General features: G+C 62.8%; 18 protein-coding genes. 10 read left to right on the top strand and 8 right to left on the bottom strand.

The window, feature by feature from the left end; genetic code table 11:
* Window positions 1-270 precede the first annotated feature (270 nt).
* Entirely contained in the window at window positions 271-3,234 is a 2,964-nt protein-coding gene (uvrA, locus tag AB7F49_RS19390) for an excinuclease ABC subunit UvrA (protein WP_428525311.1), read from the top strand.
* A gap of 527 nt (window positions 3,235-3,761) precedes the next feature.
* Window positions 3,762-3,905, top strand: a complete 144-nt coding sequence (locus tag AB7F49_RS19385) for a hypothetical protein (protein WP_428525309.1) — start codon at window positions 3,762-3,764, stop codon at window positions 3,903-3,905.
* A gap of 668 nt (window positions 3,906-4,573) precedes the next feature.
* Here the strand turns inward: AB7F49_RS19385 and AB7F49_RS19380 are convergent.
* The 4 genes from AB7F49_RS19380 to AB7F49_RS19365 form a co-directional block, all read right to left on the bottom strand.
* A complete protein-coding gene (locus AB7F49_RS19380; RefSeq protein WP_428525307.1) occupies window positions 4,574-5,032 on the bottom strand; it encodes a DUF6790 family protein in 459 nt (152 codons plus the stop codon).
* A gap of 7 nt (window positions 5,033-5,039) precedes the next feature.
* Window positions 5,040-5,570 carry a hypothetical protein gene (locus AB7F49_RS19375; RefSeq protein ID WP_428525305.1) on the bottom strand — a complete coding sequence of 177 codons (531 nt, stop codon included), beginning with the start codon at window positions 5,568-5,570 and terminating at the stop codon, window positions 5,040-5,042.
* A 191-nt stretch (window positions 5,571-5,761) separates the two neighbouring features.
* Complete coding sequence (locus AB7F49_RS19370; protein WP_428525303.1) at window positions 5,762-6,583, bottom strand: substrate-binding periplasmic protein; 822 nt, start codon at window positions 6,581-6,583, stop codon at window positions 5,762-5,764.
* Window positions 6,584-6,642: 59 nt separating this feature from the next.
* A complete protein-coding gene (locus tag AB7F49_RS19365) occupies window positions 6,643-7,353 on the bottom strand; it encodes a nucleoside deaminase (protein WP_428525301.1) in 711 nt (236 codons plus the stop codon).
* 232 nt (window positions 7,354-7,585) lie between these two features.
* Here AB7F49_RS19365 and AB7F49_RS19360 point away from each other — a divergent pair, with 232 nt between their 5' ends.
* Together AB7F49_RS19360 and AB7F49_RS19355 are read left to right on the top strand one after the other, a co-directional pair.
* Window positions 7,586-7,819, top strand: a complete 234-nt coding sequence (locus AB7F49_RS19360; RefSeq protein WP_428525299.1) for an amphi-Trp domain-containing protein — start codon at window positions 7,586-7,588, stop codon at window positions 7,817-7,819.
* Between the two features lie 263 nt (window positions 7,820-8,082).
* Complete coding sequence (locus tag AB7F49_RS19355; protein ID WP_428525386.1) at window positions 8,083-9,102, top strand: fatty acid desaturase; 1,020 nt, start codon at window positions 8,083-8,085, stop codon at window positions 9,100-9,102.
* 104 nt (window positions 9,103-9,206) lie between these two features.
* On the opposite strand, the gene AB7F49_RS19350 is transcribed toward AB7F49_RS19355, so the two are convergent.
* A complete protein-coding gene (locus AB7F49_RS19350; protein ID WP_428525297.1) occupies window positions 9,207-9,581 on the bottom strand; it encodes a hypothetical protein in 375 nt (124 codons plus the stop codon).
* On the opposite strand from AB7F49_RS19350, the gene AB7F49_RS19345 reads away from it, so the two are divergent.
* Both AB7F49_RS19345 and AB7F49_RS19340 read left to right on the top strand, forming a co-directional pair.
* A complete protein-coding gene (locus AB7F49_RS19345) occupies window positions 9,571-9,744 on the top strand; it encodes a hypothetical protein (protein ID WP_428525295.1) in 174 nt (57 codons plus the stop codon). The two genes, AB7F49_RS19350 and AB7F49_RS19345, sit on opposite strands and share 11 nt — an antisense overlap.
* Before the next feature lie 231 nt (window positions 9,745-9,975).
* A complete protein-coding gene (locus AB7F49_RS19340) occupies window positions 9,976-10,767 on the top strand; it encodes an ion transporter (protein ID WP_428525293.1) in 792 nt (263 codons plus the stop codon).
* A 20-nt stretch (window positions 10,768-10,787) separates the two neighbouring features.
* Here AB7F49_RS19340 and AB7F49_RS19335 read toward each other — a convergent pair whose 3' ends face one another.
* Window positions 10,788-11,156, bottom strand: coding sequence for a lysozyme inhibitor LprI family protein (locus AB7F49_RS19335; RefSeq protein WP_428525291.1), 369 nt, complete (start codon window positions 11,154-11,156; stop codon window positions 10,788-10,790).
* Window positions 11,157-11,241: 85 nt separating this feature from the next.
* On the opposite strand from AB7F49_RS19335, the gene AB7F49_RS19330 reads away from it, so the two are divergent.
* The 3 genes from AB7F49_RS19330 (at window position 11,242) to AB7F49_RS19320 (ending at window position 13,622) form a co-directional block, all read left to right on the top strand.
* The gene (locus AB7F49_RS19330) at window positions 11,242-11,892 is read left to right on the top strand and encodes an HAD hydrolase-like protein (protein ID WP_428525289.1); all 651 of its coding nucleotides are present in this window, start codon (window positions 11,242-11,244) and stop codon (window positions 11,890-11,892) included.
* A 144-nt stretch (window positions 11,893-12,036) separates the two neighbouring features.
* On the top strand, window positions 12,037-12,654 hold the full coding sequence (locus AB7F49_RS19325) for an HXXEE domain-containing protein (protein ID WP_428525287.1): 618 nt from the start codon (window positions 12,037-12,039) through the stop codon (window positions 12,652-12,654).
* A gap of 110 nt (window positions 12,655-12,764) precedes the next feature.
* Window positions 12,765-13,622: an SDR family NAD(P)-dependent oxidoreductase gene (locus tag AB7F49_RS19320; protein WP_428525285.1), complete on the top strand. Its 858-nt coding sequence runs from the start codon at window positions 12,765-12,767 to the stop codon at window positions 13,620-13,622.
* A gap of 7 nt (window positions 13,623-13,629) precedes the next feature.
* On the opposite strand, the gene AB7F49_RS19315 is transcribed toward AB7F49_RS19320, so the two are convergent.
* Both AB7F49_RS19315 and AB7F49_RS19310 read right to left on the bottom strand, forming a co-directional pair.
* Window positions 13,630-14,208, bottom strand: a complete 579-nt coding sequence (locus AB7F49_RS19315) for an NAD(P)H-dependent oxidoreductase (RefSeq protein ID WP_428525283.1) — start codon at window positions 14,206-14,208, stop codon at window positions 13,630-13,632.
* Window positions 14,209-14,320: 112 nt separating this feature from the next.
* Entirely contained in the window at window positions 14,321-14,845 is a 525-nt protein-coding gene (locus AB7F49_RS19310; RefSeq protein WP_428525281.1) for a hypothetical protein, read from the bottom strand.
* A gap of 203 nt (window positions 14,846-15,048) precedes the next feature.
* Here AB7F49_RS19310 and AB7F49_RS19305 point away from each other — a divergent pair.
* Window positions 15,049-15,526, top strand: a 478-nt coding sequence (locus AB7F49_RS19305) for a DUF2189 domain-containing protein (protein WP_428525279.1), incomplete at its 3' end; no start/stop codon positions are given.

Raw genomic sequence — 15,526 nt, 5'->3', positions numbered from 1 at the left:
ATTTGGGAACCTCGAAACAGAACTGATCGGCTATTGAAGGTCATAAAGCGGCCCGCGCCAAGGCGGTTCCGCTTCAATTCGGGGCGACCGGCACCACCCTGGCAGGAAAGTGTGAACGGACTTGTCCCCAACCCGGCCGCCGCAACCGCGCCATGCGCGATCGGCTCTGGCGCGGCGCACACGTTCTCACTATGTTCGCCATGATCCCCTGACACGAGTCCGTTCGTGCCGCCCCGGCGCCGGACCAGTTGAGCCCCGAAGTCCGGCCGCATGAACGACCTGTTCGATTCCAGCAAGAAGACCGTCCGCCAGCCCGGCTCGCCGGCGGCCGACCGCCGGGTCATCGCGATCCGCGGCGCCCGCGAGCACAATCTCAAGAACATCGACGTGGACCTGCCGCGCGACTCGCTGGTGGTGTTCACCGGCCTGTCGGGCTCGGGCAAGTCCTCGCTCGCCTTCGACACCATCTATGCCGAGGGCCAGCGCCGCTATGTCGAGAGCCTGTCGGCCTATGCCCGGCAATTCCTGGAGATGATGCAAAAGCCGGACGTCGACCAGATCGACGGCCTGTCGCCGGCCATCTCGATCGAGCAGAAGACAACCTCGAAGAATCCGCGCTCGACCGTCGGCACCGTCACCGAAATCTACGACTACATGCGGCTGCTGTTCGCCCGGGTCGGCGTGCCCTACTCGCCCGCCACCGGCCTGCCGATCGAGAGCCAGACCGTGTCTCAGATGGTCGATCGCGTGCTGGCGTTGCCCGAGGGCACACGGCTCTACATCCTCGCTCCGGTCGTGCGCGACCGGAAAGGCGAATACAGGAAGGAGATCGCCGACTGGATGAAGCGCGGCTTCCAGCGGCTGAAGATCGACGGGCAATATTACGAGATCGCCAACGCGCCCGCGCTCGACAAGAAGTTCAAGCACAATATCGACGTGGTGGTGGACCGCATCGTGGTCCGCGCCGACATCAAGCAGCGGTTGGCGGAAAGCTTCGAGACCGCGCTGGCTTTGGCCGAAGGCATGGCGGTCGCGGAATTCGCCGATGGCGGCGTCGCCGCCGAGGGCAAGCGCCTCAAGGGCAGCCATGCCGAAGAGCGCATGCTGTTCTCGGAGAAATTCGCCTGCCCGGTCTCCGGCTTCACCATTGCCGAGATCGAGCCGCGCCTGTTCTCGTTCAACAATCCGTTCGGCGCCTGCCCGAAATGCGGCGGCCTCGGCGTCGAGCAGCATATCGATGCCGAACTCGTGATCACCGACAAGGAGATGACGTTGCGCAAGGGCGCGATCGCGCCCTGGGCGAAATCGTCGTCGCCCTATTACCTGCAGACGCTCGACGCGCTCGGCAAGCACTACAAGTTCACCCTCGACACCAAGTGGAAGGCGCTGCCGAAGAAGACCCAGGACGCGATCCTGTATGGCTCCGGCGACGACGAGATCAAGTTCACCTATGACGACGGCCTGCGCTCCTACACCACCAAAAAGCCGTTCGAGGGCGTGGTCACCAATCTGGAGCGCCGCTTCCGCGAAACCGAAAGCGAATGGGCGCGCGAGGAACTGGGCAAGTATTTCACCGATGTGCCCTGCGATGCCTGCAACGGCTATCGCCTCAAGCCCGAAGCGCTCTGCGTGAAGATCGGCGGCCTGCATATCGGCCAGGTCTCCGAGATGAGTATCCGCAAGGCCGCGCAATGGTTCGAGGGCATCCCGTCACAGCTAAACAAGCAGCAGAACGAGATCGCGGTCCGCATTTTGAAGGAGATTCGCGACCGGCTGCGCTTCCTCGTGGACGTCGGCCTCGAATATCTCACGCTGGCCCGCGCCTCCGGCACCTTGTCCGGCGGCGAGAGCCAGCGTATCCGGCTCGCCTCGCAGATCGGCTCCGGCCTGACCGGCGTGCTCTACGTCCTCGACGAGCCGAGCATCGGCCTGCACCAGCGCGACAATGCGCGGCTTCTCGAAACCCTGAAGCGGCTGCGCGATCTCGGCAACACCGTGATCGTGGTCGAGCATGACGAGGACGCCATCCGCCTCGCCGATTACGTGCTCGATATCGGTCCCGGCGCCGGCGTGCATGGCGGGCGCATCGTGGCGCAGGGCACGCCCGACGAGGTGATGCACGACAAGCATTCGCTGACCGGCAAATATCTCACCGGCGAATACGGCATTCCGGTGCCGGAGCGCCGCGCGCCGTCGAAGCATCGTGCCATCAAGGTGGTCAACGCCCGCGGCAACAACCTCAAGAACGTCACCGCCGAAATCCCGCTCGGCCTGTTCACCGCGGTCACCGGCGTCTCGGGCGGCGGCAAGTCGACCTTCCTGGTCGACACGCTGTACAAGTCGATCGCGCGCAAGCTGAACGGCGCCAGCGACGCCCCCGCCCCGCACGACCGCATCGAGGGGCTGGAGCATATCGACAAGATCATCGACATCGACCAGTCGCCGATCGGCCGCACGCCGCGCTCCAACCCCGCGACCTATACCGGCGCCTTCACGCCGATCCGCGAATGGTTCGCCGGCCTGCCGGAGAGCAAGGCGCGCGGCTACGAGCCCGGCCGCTTCTCCTTCAACGTCAAGGGCGGCCGCTGCGAGGCCTGCCAGGGCGACGGCGTCATCAAGATCGAGATGCATTTCCTGCCCGACGTCTATGTCACCTGCGAGACCTGCAAGGGCAAGCGCTACAACCGCGAGACCCTCGACGTCACCTTCAAGAACAAGTCGATCGCCGACATTCTCGACATGACGGTCGACGAAGGCGCGGACTTCTTCAAGGCGGTGCCGAAGATCCGCGATATCCTGACCACGCTGCAGCGCGTGGGCCTGGGCTACATCCATATCGGCCAGCAGGCCACGACGCTGTCCGGGGGCGAAGCGCAGCGCATCAAGCTCGCCAAGGAATTGAGCAAGCGCGCCACCGGCCGCACGCTCTACATCCTCGATGAGCCGACCACGGGCCTGCATTTCCACGATGTCGCCAAGCTGCTCGACGTGCTGCACGAGCTGGTCGAGACCGGCAATTCGGTGGTGGTGATCGAACACAATCTCGAGGTGATCAAGACCGCCGACTGGATCATCGATCTCGGCCCCGAAGGCGGCGACGGCGGCGGCGAGATCGTGGCGGCCGGCACGCCCGAAGAGGTGGTGAAGGAGAAGCGGAGCTATACGGGTGCGTATCTCAAGCCGGTGCTGGCCAAGGGCGGCCCGAAGCGGCGGAAGGTTGAGGCGGCGGAGTGAGGTGCGAGCGCTCTAATATCCTCGCCGCCTACTATCCAGCTTCATCATTCATTGGGGTGAATACAAACACCAATTGCCAGTAGAGCTGCACCAGCAACCAATGTCACAATCGCTAGAGCCGCATTGGCCGTAACAGTCCCTTTTTTTCTGAAGGTCACTAAGAGACATCAGCTCATGTGGGATCCATTGAAACGCCGCGCAATTCTCGCCGCGCTTTTCCGTTTCCCTGATGCATAAGTTCGCCACATAGATTGTCTTGTATTCCAAAATACCGTTTTCCGGGGCCGGCACAAGAAACATACCTGTCCCCATCACGGCTGACGAATTAGTACCCGCCCTAACCTGTTTATCCAGATATTCATGAACCCGCTTATGTGTTTGATTTTTATGTGTCCCACAGCTGCATCCCATTTCGCCCTCCATCACAATCAGACGTTGCAGCACTCAACAGATCGAGTCAAGCTGGCGGCCCTGCCGTGCTGGTGACGGCCTATGTGGGACAGCGATTTGAAAACGCGGAAGCGAAAATGACCGAGACCCGCAAGCGAAACAAATTCATCCACGAAGGCAAATACGCCGCCGAAGTCCCGGTCGAACTGATCGAGGACGATACCGCGTGGGCGCCCTATCTCTCGCCCGCTGACGTCCGCAAGCTCTACACCTCGCGCTGAAGCGCGGCGACATCGCCGAAGCCGCGAAATACGGCCGCGTGTTCGAGTTAAAGCCAGTGGCGGCGGAGTGATGCAACAGCGTCAAATCAACTATGTGGAAAGAGTTGCAATACACATTGAGGCTTTCGGAACATCTGAAGTCCACGACGCTCAAATATTTTGAATTCCGAAGCCCTTTTTTATCTCAAGTCGTCGACTACGATGACGACTCGACTTATCGCGCTTATGTGCGTGAAATAATTTCCGAACACCCACATTATTTAAGTTTGAACGACGAACAGAAGTATTTGCATGACCTGAGTGGTCTGATCGGCCCAGTCATCTCCGCATATCAAACAAAGGCTCGGCTTCCGTACCTACGCCCAAGAACCGGCAAATTGTTAGCGTCATCAAAATTAGAAGAGTGCGGACAGCGACTTGCTATGGACACCTATCACTTCGCACAGCGAGTGTCGCTTTTCGGCGAAAGCGCCGTCGCAATTATCCAAAACGAACCTGCGCAAAAGTCGTTCAAACACGGAATTGGCCGCACAATAGAAAACTACAACAAGACCAATCGCCGCCTACTGAACTATCGAAACTTCGTAGTTCACGGGCCAAGAAATCGATTTGATGAGTTCTCTGAACTGCGGTCGTTGGAACCCGCATTGCGCTTCGCTCCATGCGGGCTACCGCTCCATCCAAACCACAACCAGCCACCCCGCCAGCACCAGCGCCGCCCACACATCCGACCCCATTGCCCAGTTCTCCGACGCCGTGCGCTGCGCATTCATCACATGCTTTCCGCCGGCCAGCGCGTAGAAGATCGCCATCACGATGGCCGCCGGCACGATCCAGTTCGCATTGAAAAGCGTCAGCACGCCGAGCGCGCCGATGGCGATGTTGCCGAAGCCGAGTTCGCTCACGATCTTTGCCGCATTCGGATCGGTGATGCGGAAGATGGTCTTCGCGGTGAAGTCCGGCTTCGCGAGCTGGTGAAACCCGGCGATCAGCAGCCGCAGCCCGAAGAAGAACACGAACCATGTGCCGGCGAGCGCGATCAGGCTGCCGCCGGTCGTCGCGCCCTGGATGACGATCGCCGCGACCGGCGCGGCGACCATCAGAACCAGAATGACGACAATCTGCATCACGGCGTCAGCGCGATGCCTTGCTCTTGTAGGACACCGTGAAGGTGCAGGGGATTTCGTCTCCGCTAATACTGGAAACATGCTCGATGGCGGAGCCGTCGGCGAAGCGGAAGGTGGCGGTCCGGGTGCTCTCGTCGCCCTGTTTCGCGTTCCGGTTGGCGTCTGGCTTTCCGAATTGCTCGATCAGCTTGGGCAGCATGTCGGTATCGGATTTCTGGCACGCGTCGACGGTCTTGAACATGCCCGCGATCGCAAACGCCTCGATGCGGATCAGCCCGTCCTTGTCCCGGAACCAGAGCGTGAGCCCCTCGACATTGGGCAGCGGCGCACATTTGTCGCACAGGAGGGCCTTCATGCCGCGCTGCGGCGGGTCGATCTCGTAGACCTCCGCATCGGCGCCGAGCAGCTTTTGCGCCTGCTCGAAGCTGGTGCCGAACGCCACCTTTCCGGGAGCATCCAGCTTCGCGCGGTTCTGCTGCGCGTGAACCGGCAACACGAAACCGATTGCAATACTCATCGCCACCAAAGTCCGGATCATGGTCAGGCACTCCCTCGGCTGAAACGCGCGACTCAAATAGCACGCCCGAAAGAACTTATCTCTACCGCGCGCGTAAGGGGGTCGCGGCCGCGACTTGCAGGGTGCGGCCCCGCGGCTTTCCGGCCGCGGTCATGGGAAATCACTCTTTCGGGAGCCGGCTGACAGGCCTCGCCCGTGGGCGGCGGCGCCGGCTATTCCGCGATGGCGCGGCTGGCGTCGTCGAGCAGGCGGCGCACCGCGCCGTCATCCACCGCGGTCCGGATGCCGGCGGCAAAGCCCGGCGCAAGCGCGCCGCACCGCGATTTCCTGGAGAAGGCAACATACATCGGCGCCGACACCACCTCCCTGGGCAGCGCTTCGACCTTGTCGGCGATGCCGAGTTTTCTGGCCTCGTCGCGGCCGGGATAGAGGCCGATGATCAGGTAGTCGGCCTGCCCCGCCAGCAGCATCGCGAACGCCTTGTCGACGCCGGCGGCCCGCGCCACGGTCAGTTCGCTGGCCATGAATGAATCGAATTTGTCGCCGTAGCTCTCGCCGGCATTGGTCACGCCCTTGCGCCCCTTCAGATCGCTCCATTCGGCGAAGGCGAAGCCCGCACCCTTGCGGACCACGACCGACACCGGGTCCATCATGAAGGGCGGGTCGACATAGTCGAGATATTGCGCACGGGCGTCGTTCCTGTAGATGCCGAAGATCACGTCGGCCTGTCCATCGCGCGCCGCATTCTGGGCGCCCTCCCAGGTGCCGAAGCTCTTCGATGTCACCTGCGTCACGCCGAGCTTGGCGGCGATCCCGCGCACCAGTTCGGGCCCCGCCCCCACGATCGTACCGGCTGCCGCCCAGGCAACCGGCGGATAGGACGGGTGACCGGTGATCACCATCGCCGTGCAAGCCTGCTGCGCCTGCTGGGCCTGTTGGGCCTGCTGCGCCTGCGCCGGCACGATCGCGCATAGCGACACGGCGACAAATCCGGTGACGGCCAGGGACGGGAAGCGGGTCCAATGCCTGCTCATCGCGATAGTCCTCTCATGGCTTGTTGCTCGACGTTCCGGTTCCGTACGGTGCCGGCCGATCAATACGGATGACGATCCTGCTTGCTCATCCATGCGGCGTAGGCCTTGAGCCCGGTGTCGCGTTCGAAATTTTCGGTCACCGCGATGCGCCGGTCCGCCCACGGCTTGGCGAAGTCCTCGTACTGGAAGGCATCGTCAAAGCCGATCGCGCTGGTGTCGGCCAGGCTCGCTGCGAAATAGACATGGTCGATCCGCGACCAGTAGATCGCGCTCATGCACATCGGGCATGGTGCGCCGTTGATATAGATCTCGCAGCCGCTCAGCATTTTCGCGCGCTCGGGCACCGGATCGGGCGAGCCTGCGGGGCGCGGAATCATCTCCAGAATCGTGCCGGCACCATACTCGCTGCCGAGCAGCGCTTTCGGGTTGAGCCGCGCCGAGGCATCCATGATGGCGGTGATCTCGGCATGATACACCGGAATGCCGGTGAGCAGCACGCGGTTCTGGCCCCTCCCGATGATCTCGCCGTCTTTCACGATCACCGCGCCGAACGGGCCGCCCCACCCCTTCTCCACCGACTCGATGGCGAGCCGCGTCGCCTCCTCCATGAACACGCGCTTGCCTGCCGGCATGTCCTTGACGCCAACACCGGAGGTCGCCGCCTGCAGCCCGGAGGTCGCGGCCACGCTCGCCGCGGCGGCGCCCACAGCCTTGCCGAAAAAGGCGCGCCGTCCGGGGTTGGGGAGACAATGGTCACAATCGCATGGCATCGGACTTCTCGCGTTCTGGATTGATTGGGCCCGGATCGACATAGACCGTCATGCGTAAAAATCGCTGCGGCCGTTCCTGCAGGATATGATTCAAGGTTTACCGATGGGATCGCTTGCCCGCGCGATCACGCTGCACAACCGGTTCTCGGCTTCCCGGCGCTTGCGGCATTTTGCCGGTCGCAACCGCGCTCGCTCATGCCCATCTCCGGCCGGCATCAAAACAGGAGATGTCATGAGCACCGGAACCAGGAAGCGCGCCCGCGATGTCGAGAAGGATTATCCGCTTCCGCAATTCATCGAGAAGCTGCGGCGGCTGGCCGACGCGCTGGAAAACGGCGAGCGTTTCGAGATTCAGATCGCGAACGAACGCATCTCGGTGCCGGTCCGCGCGCAATACAATATCGAACATGAGCGCGGCGATGGCGAGGAAGAGATCGAATTCCAGATCAAGTGGAGCATCACCTAGGTGCGAAAGTGGTCAGCGCCTTTTGTGGGTTGCAGCGCGCGACCGAACGAACAAGGGCAAAGACGGTCACATGGGCCCGGATGGCCGCAAATTCTTGCGGCCGATAATTTATGTGCCGCTCGCTCCGACATTGTGCTAGGCGAGGATCGGAACTTCCGGATCAAACGCGGGCGGCGCGACGCCGGTGCAAAGGCACCGGCCAAAATGGATCATTTGCTTTGACCGACTCGGAGAATCGAGCGCCGGTTCGCGCCTCCACGACCATGACGCAGACGGCCGATGCCCGCAACTGGACGCGCATTCTCAACCGCTATCGCGGGCCGAGCAGCAGCCGCAGTGCGATTGAACTTGTCATCACGTTCCTGCCGCTTGCGGTTCTGTGGATCGCGATGTGGGCGTCGGTGCATTTCGTCGGCTATTGGCTTGCGCTGCTGATCGCGGTTCCGGCCGCGGGCTTTCTGGTCCGGCTTTTCATGATCCAGCACGATTGCGGCCACGGCGCATTCTTTGCAAACAAGCCGGTGAACGACTGGACCGGCCGGGTCATCGGCGTTCTCACCATGACGCCCTATGATTTCTGGCGCCGCACCCATTCGATGCACCACGCCAGTTCGGGCAATCTCGATCGCCGCGGCATGGGCGATATCGACACCCTCACCGTGCGCGAATATCTCGGCCGTTCGCGGCTTGGCCGCCTGCAATACCGGCTGTACCGGCATCCGCTGGTGATGTTTGGCGTCGGGCCGGCTTACGTGTTTCTGCTGCGGCACCGGCTGCCGTTCGGGCTGATGCGCAGCGGCTGGCTGCCCTGGATCAGCACCATGGCGACGAATGCCGCCATCGCCCTGATCGCCGGCGTGCTGATCTGGTTCATAGGCCTGCAGGCCTTCCTGCTGGTGCACCTGCCGATCATCCTGCTATCCGCCTCGCTTGGCGTCTGGCTGTTCTACGTGCAGCATCAATTCGAGCACACCTCATGGCACCACAATGCCACCTGGGACCTGCATGAGGCGGCCCTGCACGGCTCGTCGCATTACGACCTGCCGCCTTTGCTGCGCTGGTTCACGGCCAATATCGGCATCCATCACGTGCATCATCTGTGCAGCCGGATTCCCTATTACCGCCTGCCGCGCGTGCTGACCGACCATCCGGAGCTTCAGACGATCAGTCGCCTGACCCTGCTGGACAGCCTGGCCTGCGTACGGCTGACGCTATGGGACGAGGAGCGCCAGCGGCTGGTATCGTTCCGAGACGCACGGCGCGCCATGCGAGCCGTGGATTGACCGGAAAGGCGCATTGTTCGTGCGCAGCGAGCGCTACACGCCGATAACCGCGCCCCGACAGACTCGCGGCGCGGTCACCTTGCAGATTTGACTTCGTTCGCGGTTCAGTGCGGGCGTTCGCGGTCGGCGTAGCGGCGCGCGTTTTCCGCCATATCGCCGGTCGCATCCTTGGCCTCGCGCTTCAGCCGAAGTGCCTTTTCGGCGATATCCTGCTGCGTCTCCTCGGCAGCGCCCATGAACGAGCGCGCAGCCGAGCCGATGGCCTCCGTGGCGCCATTGGCAATCACATCGCGCGCGGCAGCCGCGGCACTCACCGCCGCTTCCTTCATCAGTTCGCCGCCATCGGCCATTGCCCGGCCGGCACGCTGTCCCGCCTCGGTGCGCGATGCCACAAGAACCGCCGCAGCCGCGCCCGCGGCAGCGACCAGCGCCTCTGCCATGATCACCCGACTTGTCTGGGAGGCCAGGATGTCCTTCATCAAGTTTGACGGCATGAAGTCGAAAAAGCCGCTCATCATGCCGGTCTTTCGGGAAGAAGCGCCGGCCGTCTTCCGGGCGGCGCCGCGTTTTGCCGTTGTCCGCTTGCGGCTGCTGGAGCTTCGCCCCGCTGTCGTCTTTGCCTTCTTCGCTTTCGCCATGTGATCGTCCGTTGCTTCTGGGGGGTGGAGAGTCGCACGACAACACGCAAAGCGGCCGACTGTTCCATCTGCTGCCTTCGGGCAGGGCGGCTTGTGCGATAAGAATATCTCGCGCCCCGGCGCGTCCGCATCCGCAAGCATGGTCAAGCGCCCGTGCGACCCCCTTCCCGCCTCGTCCCTGCTCTGCCGACGTTTTTGCTATAAGTCCGCAAGGAACGAAAACGAATGGCTGGCCATGGCTGAACGCGCCAACACGGTGAAGGACCTCAGGTCGCGCCTCAAGGCACTATACGAGGGACGGTCCAGGCAGGCGCACCGCTTCCGCTACGGCTTGCTGCTTTTCGATTTCATAACCCTGATCTTCATCGTGGCGACCTCCTTCGTCCCGCGAGAAAATTGGGTGGAAGTCGTCGATGTCGGATTCGGACTCCTGATCCTGGCGGATTTCCTCGCGCGCCTGTTCATCGCCGACCGTCCGCTGCGTGAGTTGCTGCACCCCGTCACCTGGGCGGACGCGGCGAGTATCGTGTCATTCCTGGCCCCGCTCGTGGGCGAGCCAGCCGGCTTCCTGCGGATTCTGCGCACCTTGCGATTTCTGCGCAGCTATCAGTTGCTGGCCCGTCTGCGCGCCGACTTCCCCTATTTCCGTGCCCATGAACAGGTCATTCTGGCGCTCGCGAATTTCGCGGTGTTCCTGTTCGTAACCACGGGATTCATCTACGAGACCCAGCATCTCACCAATCCGGGCATCAAGAACTATGCCGACGCGCTGTATTTCACCGTGACCGCGCTCACCACGACCGGCTTCGGCGACATCACGCTGCCCGGAACCACCGGCCGGCTGATATCGGTTGCGATCATGATTTTCGGCGTCACCCTCTTTTTCAATCTCGCCCGCGCGGTGCTGCGCCCCAACAAGGTGCGGTTCGAGTGCCCCGATTGCGGGTTGATGACCCACGACCCTGACGCCGTGCATTGCAAGGCCTGCGGCAAGATGCTGAAAATTCCGAACGAAGACCTGGATTGAACCTCCGTCGCCCGCTTCCTTCAGAATGGCCCTCGTTCGCGTACCCGTTCCATCACCGCCTGAAGCTCGGCGATCCGCGCATCGTACACCCGTGTCAGGCAACCGACATCGCTGCCGCAGGATTCGCGCTGCCGGATAAAGGCGCGCTGCGCATCCTGAAGGTCGCCGCGCTGACCCATGCCGACAAAGCCTGTGCTCCACTCGTACAACGTCGCCATCCTCGCCTCGAGCTGACCAAGCCGGTAATTGCCGCAGATCGCCATCTCGGTCGGCGAACGTGCCGCGGCGCAGTTCAGGGGCGAATAACCGGCTCCGAGCGCTGGTAGCGTGGCGGTCGTCGCCAGCGCGACACAGGCCGCGAAAGCAAGGCGAAGGATTGGATGACTCATCGGGGCTCTCCGGGTATTTGATGGCAGTGTCGGCGATCGTCCGGCCATTCTCCATCGCAGCTTCAAGGCTCTCCCGCGGAAAGACATGCCGGCCTATCGTCTCGCCATCTTCGATCTCGACGGCACGCTTGTGGACAGCTTTCCCTGGTTCCTGCAAGTGGTGAACGACGTCGCGCGCGAATTCGGTTTCAGAACGGTCGCGCCCGACGACGTCGCCGGTCTGCGCCGCGCCGGGGCCCGCGAAATTCTGAAGCATCTCGGCGTGCCGCTGTGGAAAGTCCCGCATATCGCGACCCGAATGCGGGCGATGAAACGCGAACATCTGCGGGATATTCCGCTCTTTCCCGGGGTGCCGGAAATGCTGCGTGCGTTGCGTGACGGCGGCATCGAAATCGCGCTGGTGTCGTCCGACAGCGAGGCCAATGCTCGCGCGCAGCTTGGTGACAGCACGGGCTGCTTCTCCGATTTCGCCTGCGGAGCGTCGCTGTTCGGCAAGGCCGCGAAATTCAAACGAACCGTGCGGCGCGCCGGAATTCGTACCTCCGACGTCATCGCAATCGGCGACGAGATGCGCGACTTCGACGCCGCGGCGGCGGCCCGCCTTGCTTTCGGTGGCGTAGCCTGGGGCTACGCCGATCCTGACACGCTGCGCGCACGCCATCCGCAAGCCTGGTTCGAAAGCGTCGCCGATATTCCGCGCATGCTGACCGCCGGCGAAACCATGCTGCGCAGATAGTCTCATTTTTCCGGAGTGAGATTGCTGCGTCACTGCGCGGGACGCAAAGACAGACAAAGCGCGGGCTCTCGCGCGCGCGTCCATCATGCTACAATGCAATTTGTCTCGGTGAGTCGCGTGCGTCCCCTCTCAGGACCCGGTCCCATGCACCCGCTCGCCTTCGTCTCCTCCGATTGGCAGAAATCACTCCCGGTCCTGGCCGTCATCGGCGTGATCGCCTGGATTGCGCTGTTCCTGACCGACCCCGTTTCGGAGCGCGCGCTCTTTGCGGGACTGCTCGTGATCTACATGGTGCATCAGACCGAGGAACATCTCTGGCCGGGCGGCTTCCGCCAATTCACCAACGACCATATCTTCCATTCCGGTCGCGCGGACTGGCCTGTAACCGAAGGCGGAGTCGCACTGGTCAATATCGGTTTCGTCTGGTTGCCGGTGGCGCTCGCCGCGCTGTTTCCTGGACCGCTGCGCTGGGTCGGGCTCGCCTGGATCGGGCTTACGCTTGTGAATGCGGTGATCCACATTGCCACCTCCATCCGGTTTCGCATCTACAATCCGGGTTTGGCGACATCCGTGCTGCTGTTCCTGCCCTATTCAATCGGGGTGCTCGCGTTGTTTGCGTCACGCGGTACGTTGAGCGGAACACAGATCACGCTGGTGATCCTGCTCGGCATCATTCTCCATCTTCCGGTCGCGGCGCTATTCGTGGTGCCGTATCTGCGCGCGCGGGCGGCGCGCAAAACCGATACCGTTGCCGCAGGTTAGCCCGCCTGACGGAAAATTCTGATGGCGGATTTGATGTGGTGCCAAAGCGTCCATTGATCTTGGCCTTCTTCCCCGGAAGTGTCGTGTCTGCCGATACGGGGGGCTGAGTGGTGGCTGCTCCGAACCGGACATCGCCGGTATTGATCACCGGCTGTTCCAGCGGCCTCGGCCGTGCGACTGCGGAACTTTTCCGTGAGGCCGGGTATCTCACCGTTGCGACAGCCCGTGACGTTTCCAGGCTGACGCCTCTTGCCGCACTCGGATGCGAGACGCTCCGTCTCGATGTTACCGACGAAACCTCCTGTCAGGCTGCCGTAGCGGAGATCGAAGCCCGGCACGGACCCGTAGGCGTGCTCATCAACAATGCCGGTTACGGCCAGTACGGACCGCTTGAGGAGATATCGCCGGAAGCCCTCCGCCGCGCCTTCGACACAAATGTGTTCGGCCTGCTGCGCATGTCACAGCTCGTGTTGCCCGGCATGCGGCAAGCGCAGCGCGGCCGCATCGTCAACATTTCGTCCCTGGCCGGACGCGTCACTGCGCAGGGCGGCGGCGTCTATCACATGACAAAATACGCTGTTGAAGCGATCGCCGACGCGATGCGGCCCGAGGTCAGGCCCTTCGGCGTCGATCTTGTGAGCATCTTGCCGGGGCCGTTCGTATCGCCCTATCGCGACAAGGTCATCGCCAGCATCCCCGACACCGGTCCGGACTCGCCCTATCGCATCTACAAGCGCAATATCGGCACCTATATGCTGCATTTCCTGGACGCAAGCACCTTCGGCACAATGCCGCTGCAGAAGGTCGCACGCCTCGTGTTCCACGCCGCGACCACGGCCCGCCCGCGCACCCGCTACAATATCGGCTTCTGGGCAAAATTCGGACCCGTCGGACGCTTTCTCGCCGGAGATCGTATCGTCGACTGGTGGATGTCGCGCGAGATCCCGCACGATCACCCTCGATCGTGACGCGCCTTCAGTCGGCGCGCCGCCCCATGGCTTCCGCCTGTTTCAGCCACTCGAATCGCTTCTCGTCCGAGACATCCGGCACCATTCCGAGCAACGTCTCGCGCACCGGCGCGATGCCGATGAAGTTGAGAATGTTTCGCTTCAGCAGCTTGAGGGCATGTGCCCCGTACCAGAACCGATAGATGGTAACGGGCATGCCCATCGTCATGACGATGCGGGCCGATTTGCGCTCGAATATCCGCCAGTTCATCGCGTTGTCGGTGCCCTGCCGCCTGATCAGGTCGGGCTGCAGGATGCGCTCGATGAAGCCCTTCAGGATCGCCGGCATGTCGCCGCACCAGAGCGGGAAGATCAATACCCAGTGGTCGCTCGCACGCAGCGCATCATAGGCCACGCGCAGATCTGGCTCGAGCGGCTGTTCCTCACGATATCCCTCGCGCAGGATCGGCTCGAAATTCATCTCCGCCAGCTTGAACAGATGGACCGTGTGCCCGGCTCCTTCGGCGCCGCGCCGGTACGCTTCCGCAAGCGCCTCGCAGAATGTCATCCGCTGCGGATGACCGAGAACAATCGCAACACTTGTCATGACAATGTCCTGCCGCTGTTGGCCGGAAACCTGTCACATCCCGCGGCGGCCGCTTTGCGCTGGCGCAATCCTTTTCGGGACACCACGGCTAAAAAGACGGCACTGGAAGCAATCAGTTTCCATCTCGCTGCAGCCACCAGCCATCCGCAATCGGACGCTGCAGCAAGATCTTGTTGCGGCCGGCTGCTGCCCTGTCGAGATCGCCATCAACGATCTCGGCGTACCGTGAAGGCTCCCCGCGCACGAAACTCTTGCCGAATCCGTTGACCGACACGCGGCTCGAATAGAACAGAAATTGCACCGACCGGTGCCCGCGGCTGACGCTGATGACGGAAGCCTCCCGCATCAGGTCACGGTAATCCGCGATACGTGCCGCCGGCACATGCGCCCGCTCCGGATCGTCGGGATCGCTCCAGGCCAGACCGAGCCGGTTCAAAGCGGGGTCGCGCCGCAGCATGTCGGTAATGTCGTCGAGCGTCCTGCGGTGTTTCTCCCAATGGGCGATCATCGCGGCGTCCGACGGTGCCTTGGCCGCAGGCTCGAACCGGGCTGCCGTGAGGGCGAACGGAACCGCAAAGGCGAGCACGACCGCCCCGAGGCCAGTCAGTACGGCGAGTGTGGCGGTGCGGCGCTTCATCGTCAGTCCCGATCGCAAAGCTGACTATTGCGGTTTTACGGCACTTCAAGGGCAAAGGCGGTCCCGGCGCACGAAAGCGTGACCCCCGCGCTTGCGGGCTGTGATCTAGCATATGCTGACAGGTCGCGGCAGACGTGACCGGTCCTTTTGCACCGCGCCACATCGCCCCGGCCGCAAGACCTGCGGAACAGGGAGACTTGCTCATGGCGCAATTCCACGTACTCACCCCCGCGGATGAGCGGACGGCCGCCCTGCCGGTCGTGCGGCGCATCGGCTTTGGCGATCTGCGCGACGCCCTGCAACAGGGCTGGGACGATTTCAAGGTCTGGCCAACGCACGCGATTTTCCTCTGCATCATCTATCCGATCGTCGGTCTCGTGCTGGGCGGGATGGCGCTCGGCTATTCGGTGCTCCCGCTGCTGTTTCCGCTGGCCGCCGGGTTTGCCCTGCTTGGACCGGTCGCGGCGCTGATGATGTACGAGCTGAGCCGCCGCCGCGAGAAAGGCAAGCCGGCCTCGATTGACGCTGCCCTTGGCGTCGTGCGCTCGCCCGGTTTCCCGGCGATCATGGCGGTTGGCCTGTTGTTGATGGGACTATTCGTGCTCTGGCTTGGCGTGGCGCGTGAACTCTATCAGTCGCTGTTTGGCGTCTATTCCGCGCCGGACAGGATCGGCCCGTTCC

Source organism: Pseudorhodoplanes sp. (genome assembly GCF_050250235.1).
GTDB lineage: Bacteria > Pseudomonadota > Alphaproteobacteria > Rhizobiales > Xanthobacteraceae > Pseudorhodoplanes.
The sequence above is the reverse complement of the archived record's forward strand: the minus strand, read 5'-3'. Positions and strand labels throughout refer to the sequence as shown.

Coding starts and splice junctions, on each gene's coding strand:
- uvrA (WP_428525311.1), top strand. CDS start 271: ATGAACGACCTGTTCGATTCCAGCAAGAAGACCGTCCGCCAGCCCGGC.
- AB7F49_RS19385 (WP_428525309.1), top strand. CDS start 3,762: ATGACCGAGACCCGCAAGCGAAACAAATTCATCCACGAAGGCAAATAC.
- AB7F49_RS19380 (WP_428525307.1), bottom strand. CDS start 5,032: ATGCAGATTGTCGTCATTCTGGTTCTGATGGTCGCCGCGCCGGTCGCG.
- AB7F49_RS19375 (WP_428525305.1), bottom strand. CDS start 5,570: ATGATCCGGACTTTGGTGGCGATGAGTATTGCAATCGGTTTCGTGTTG.
- AB7F49_RS19370 (WP_428525303.1), bottom strand. CDS start 6,583: ATGAGCAGGCATTGGACCCGCTTCCCGTCCCTGGCCGTCACCGGATTT.
- AB7F49_RS19365 (WP_428525301.1), bottom strand. CDS start 7,353: ATGCCATGCGATTGTGACCATTGTCTCCCCAACCCCGGACGGCGCGCC.
- AB7F49_RS19360 (WP_428525299.1), top strand. CDS start 7,586: ATGAGCACCGGAACCAGGAAGCGCGCCCGCGATGTCGAGAAGGATTAT.
- AB7F49_RS19355 (WP_428525386.1), top strand. CDS start 8,083: ATGACGCAGACGGCCGATGCCCGCAACTGGACGCGCATTCTCAACCGC.
- AB7F49_RS19345 (WP_428525295.1), top strand. CDS start 9,571: ATGTCCTTCATCAAGTTTGACGGCATGAAGTCGAAAAAGCCGCTCATC.
- AB7F49_RS19350 (WP_428525297.1), bottom strand. CDS start 9,581: ATGAAGGACATCCTGGCCTCCCAGACAAGTCGGGTGATCATGGCAGAG.
- AB7F49_RS19340 (WP_428525293.1), top strand. CDS start 9,976: ATGGCTGAACGCGCCAACACGGTGAAGGACCTCAGGTCGCGCCTCAAG.
- AB7F49_RS19335 (WP_428525291.1), bottom strand. CDS start 11,156: ATGAGTCATCCAATCCTTCGCCTTGCTTTCGCGGCCTGTGTCGCGCTG.
- AB7F49_RS19330 (WP_428525289.1), top strand. CDS start 11,242: ATGCCGGCCTATCGTCTCGCCATCTTCGATCTCGACGGCACGCTTGTG.
- AB7F49_RS19325 (WP_428525287.1), top strand. CDS start 12,037: ATGCACCCGCTCGCCTTCGTCTCCTCCGATTGGCAGAAATCACTCCCG.
- AB7F49_RS19315 (WP_428525283.1), bottom strand. CDS start 14,208: ATGACAAGTGTTGCGATTGTTCTCGGTCATCCGCAGCGGATGACATTC.
- AB7F49_RS19310 (WP_428525281.1), bottom strand. CDS start 14,845: ATGAAGCGCCGCACCGCCACACTCGCCGTACTGACTGGCCTCGGGGCG.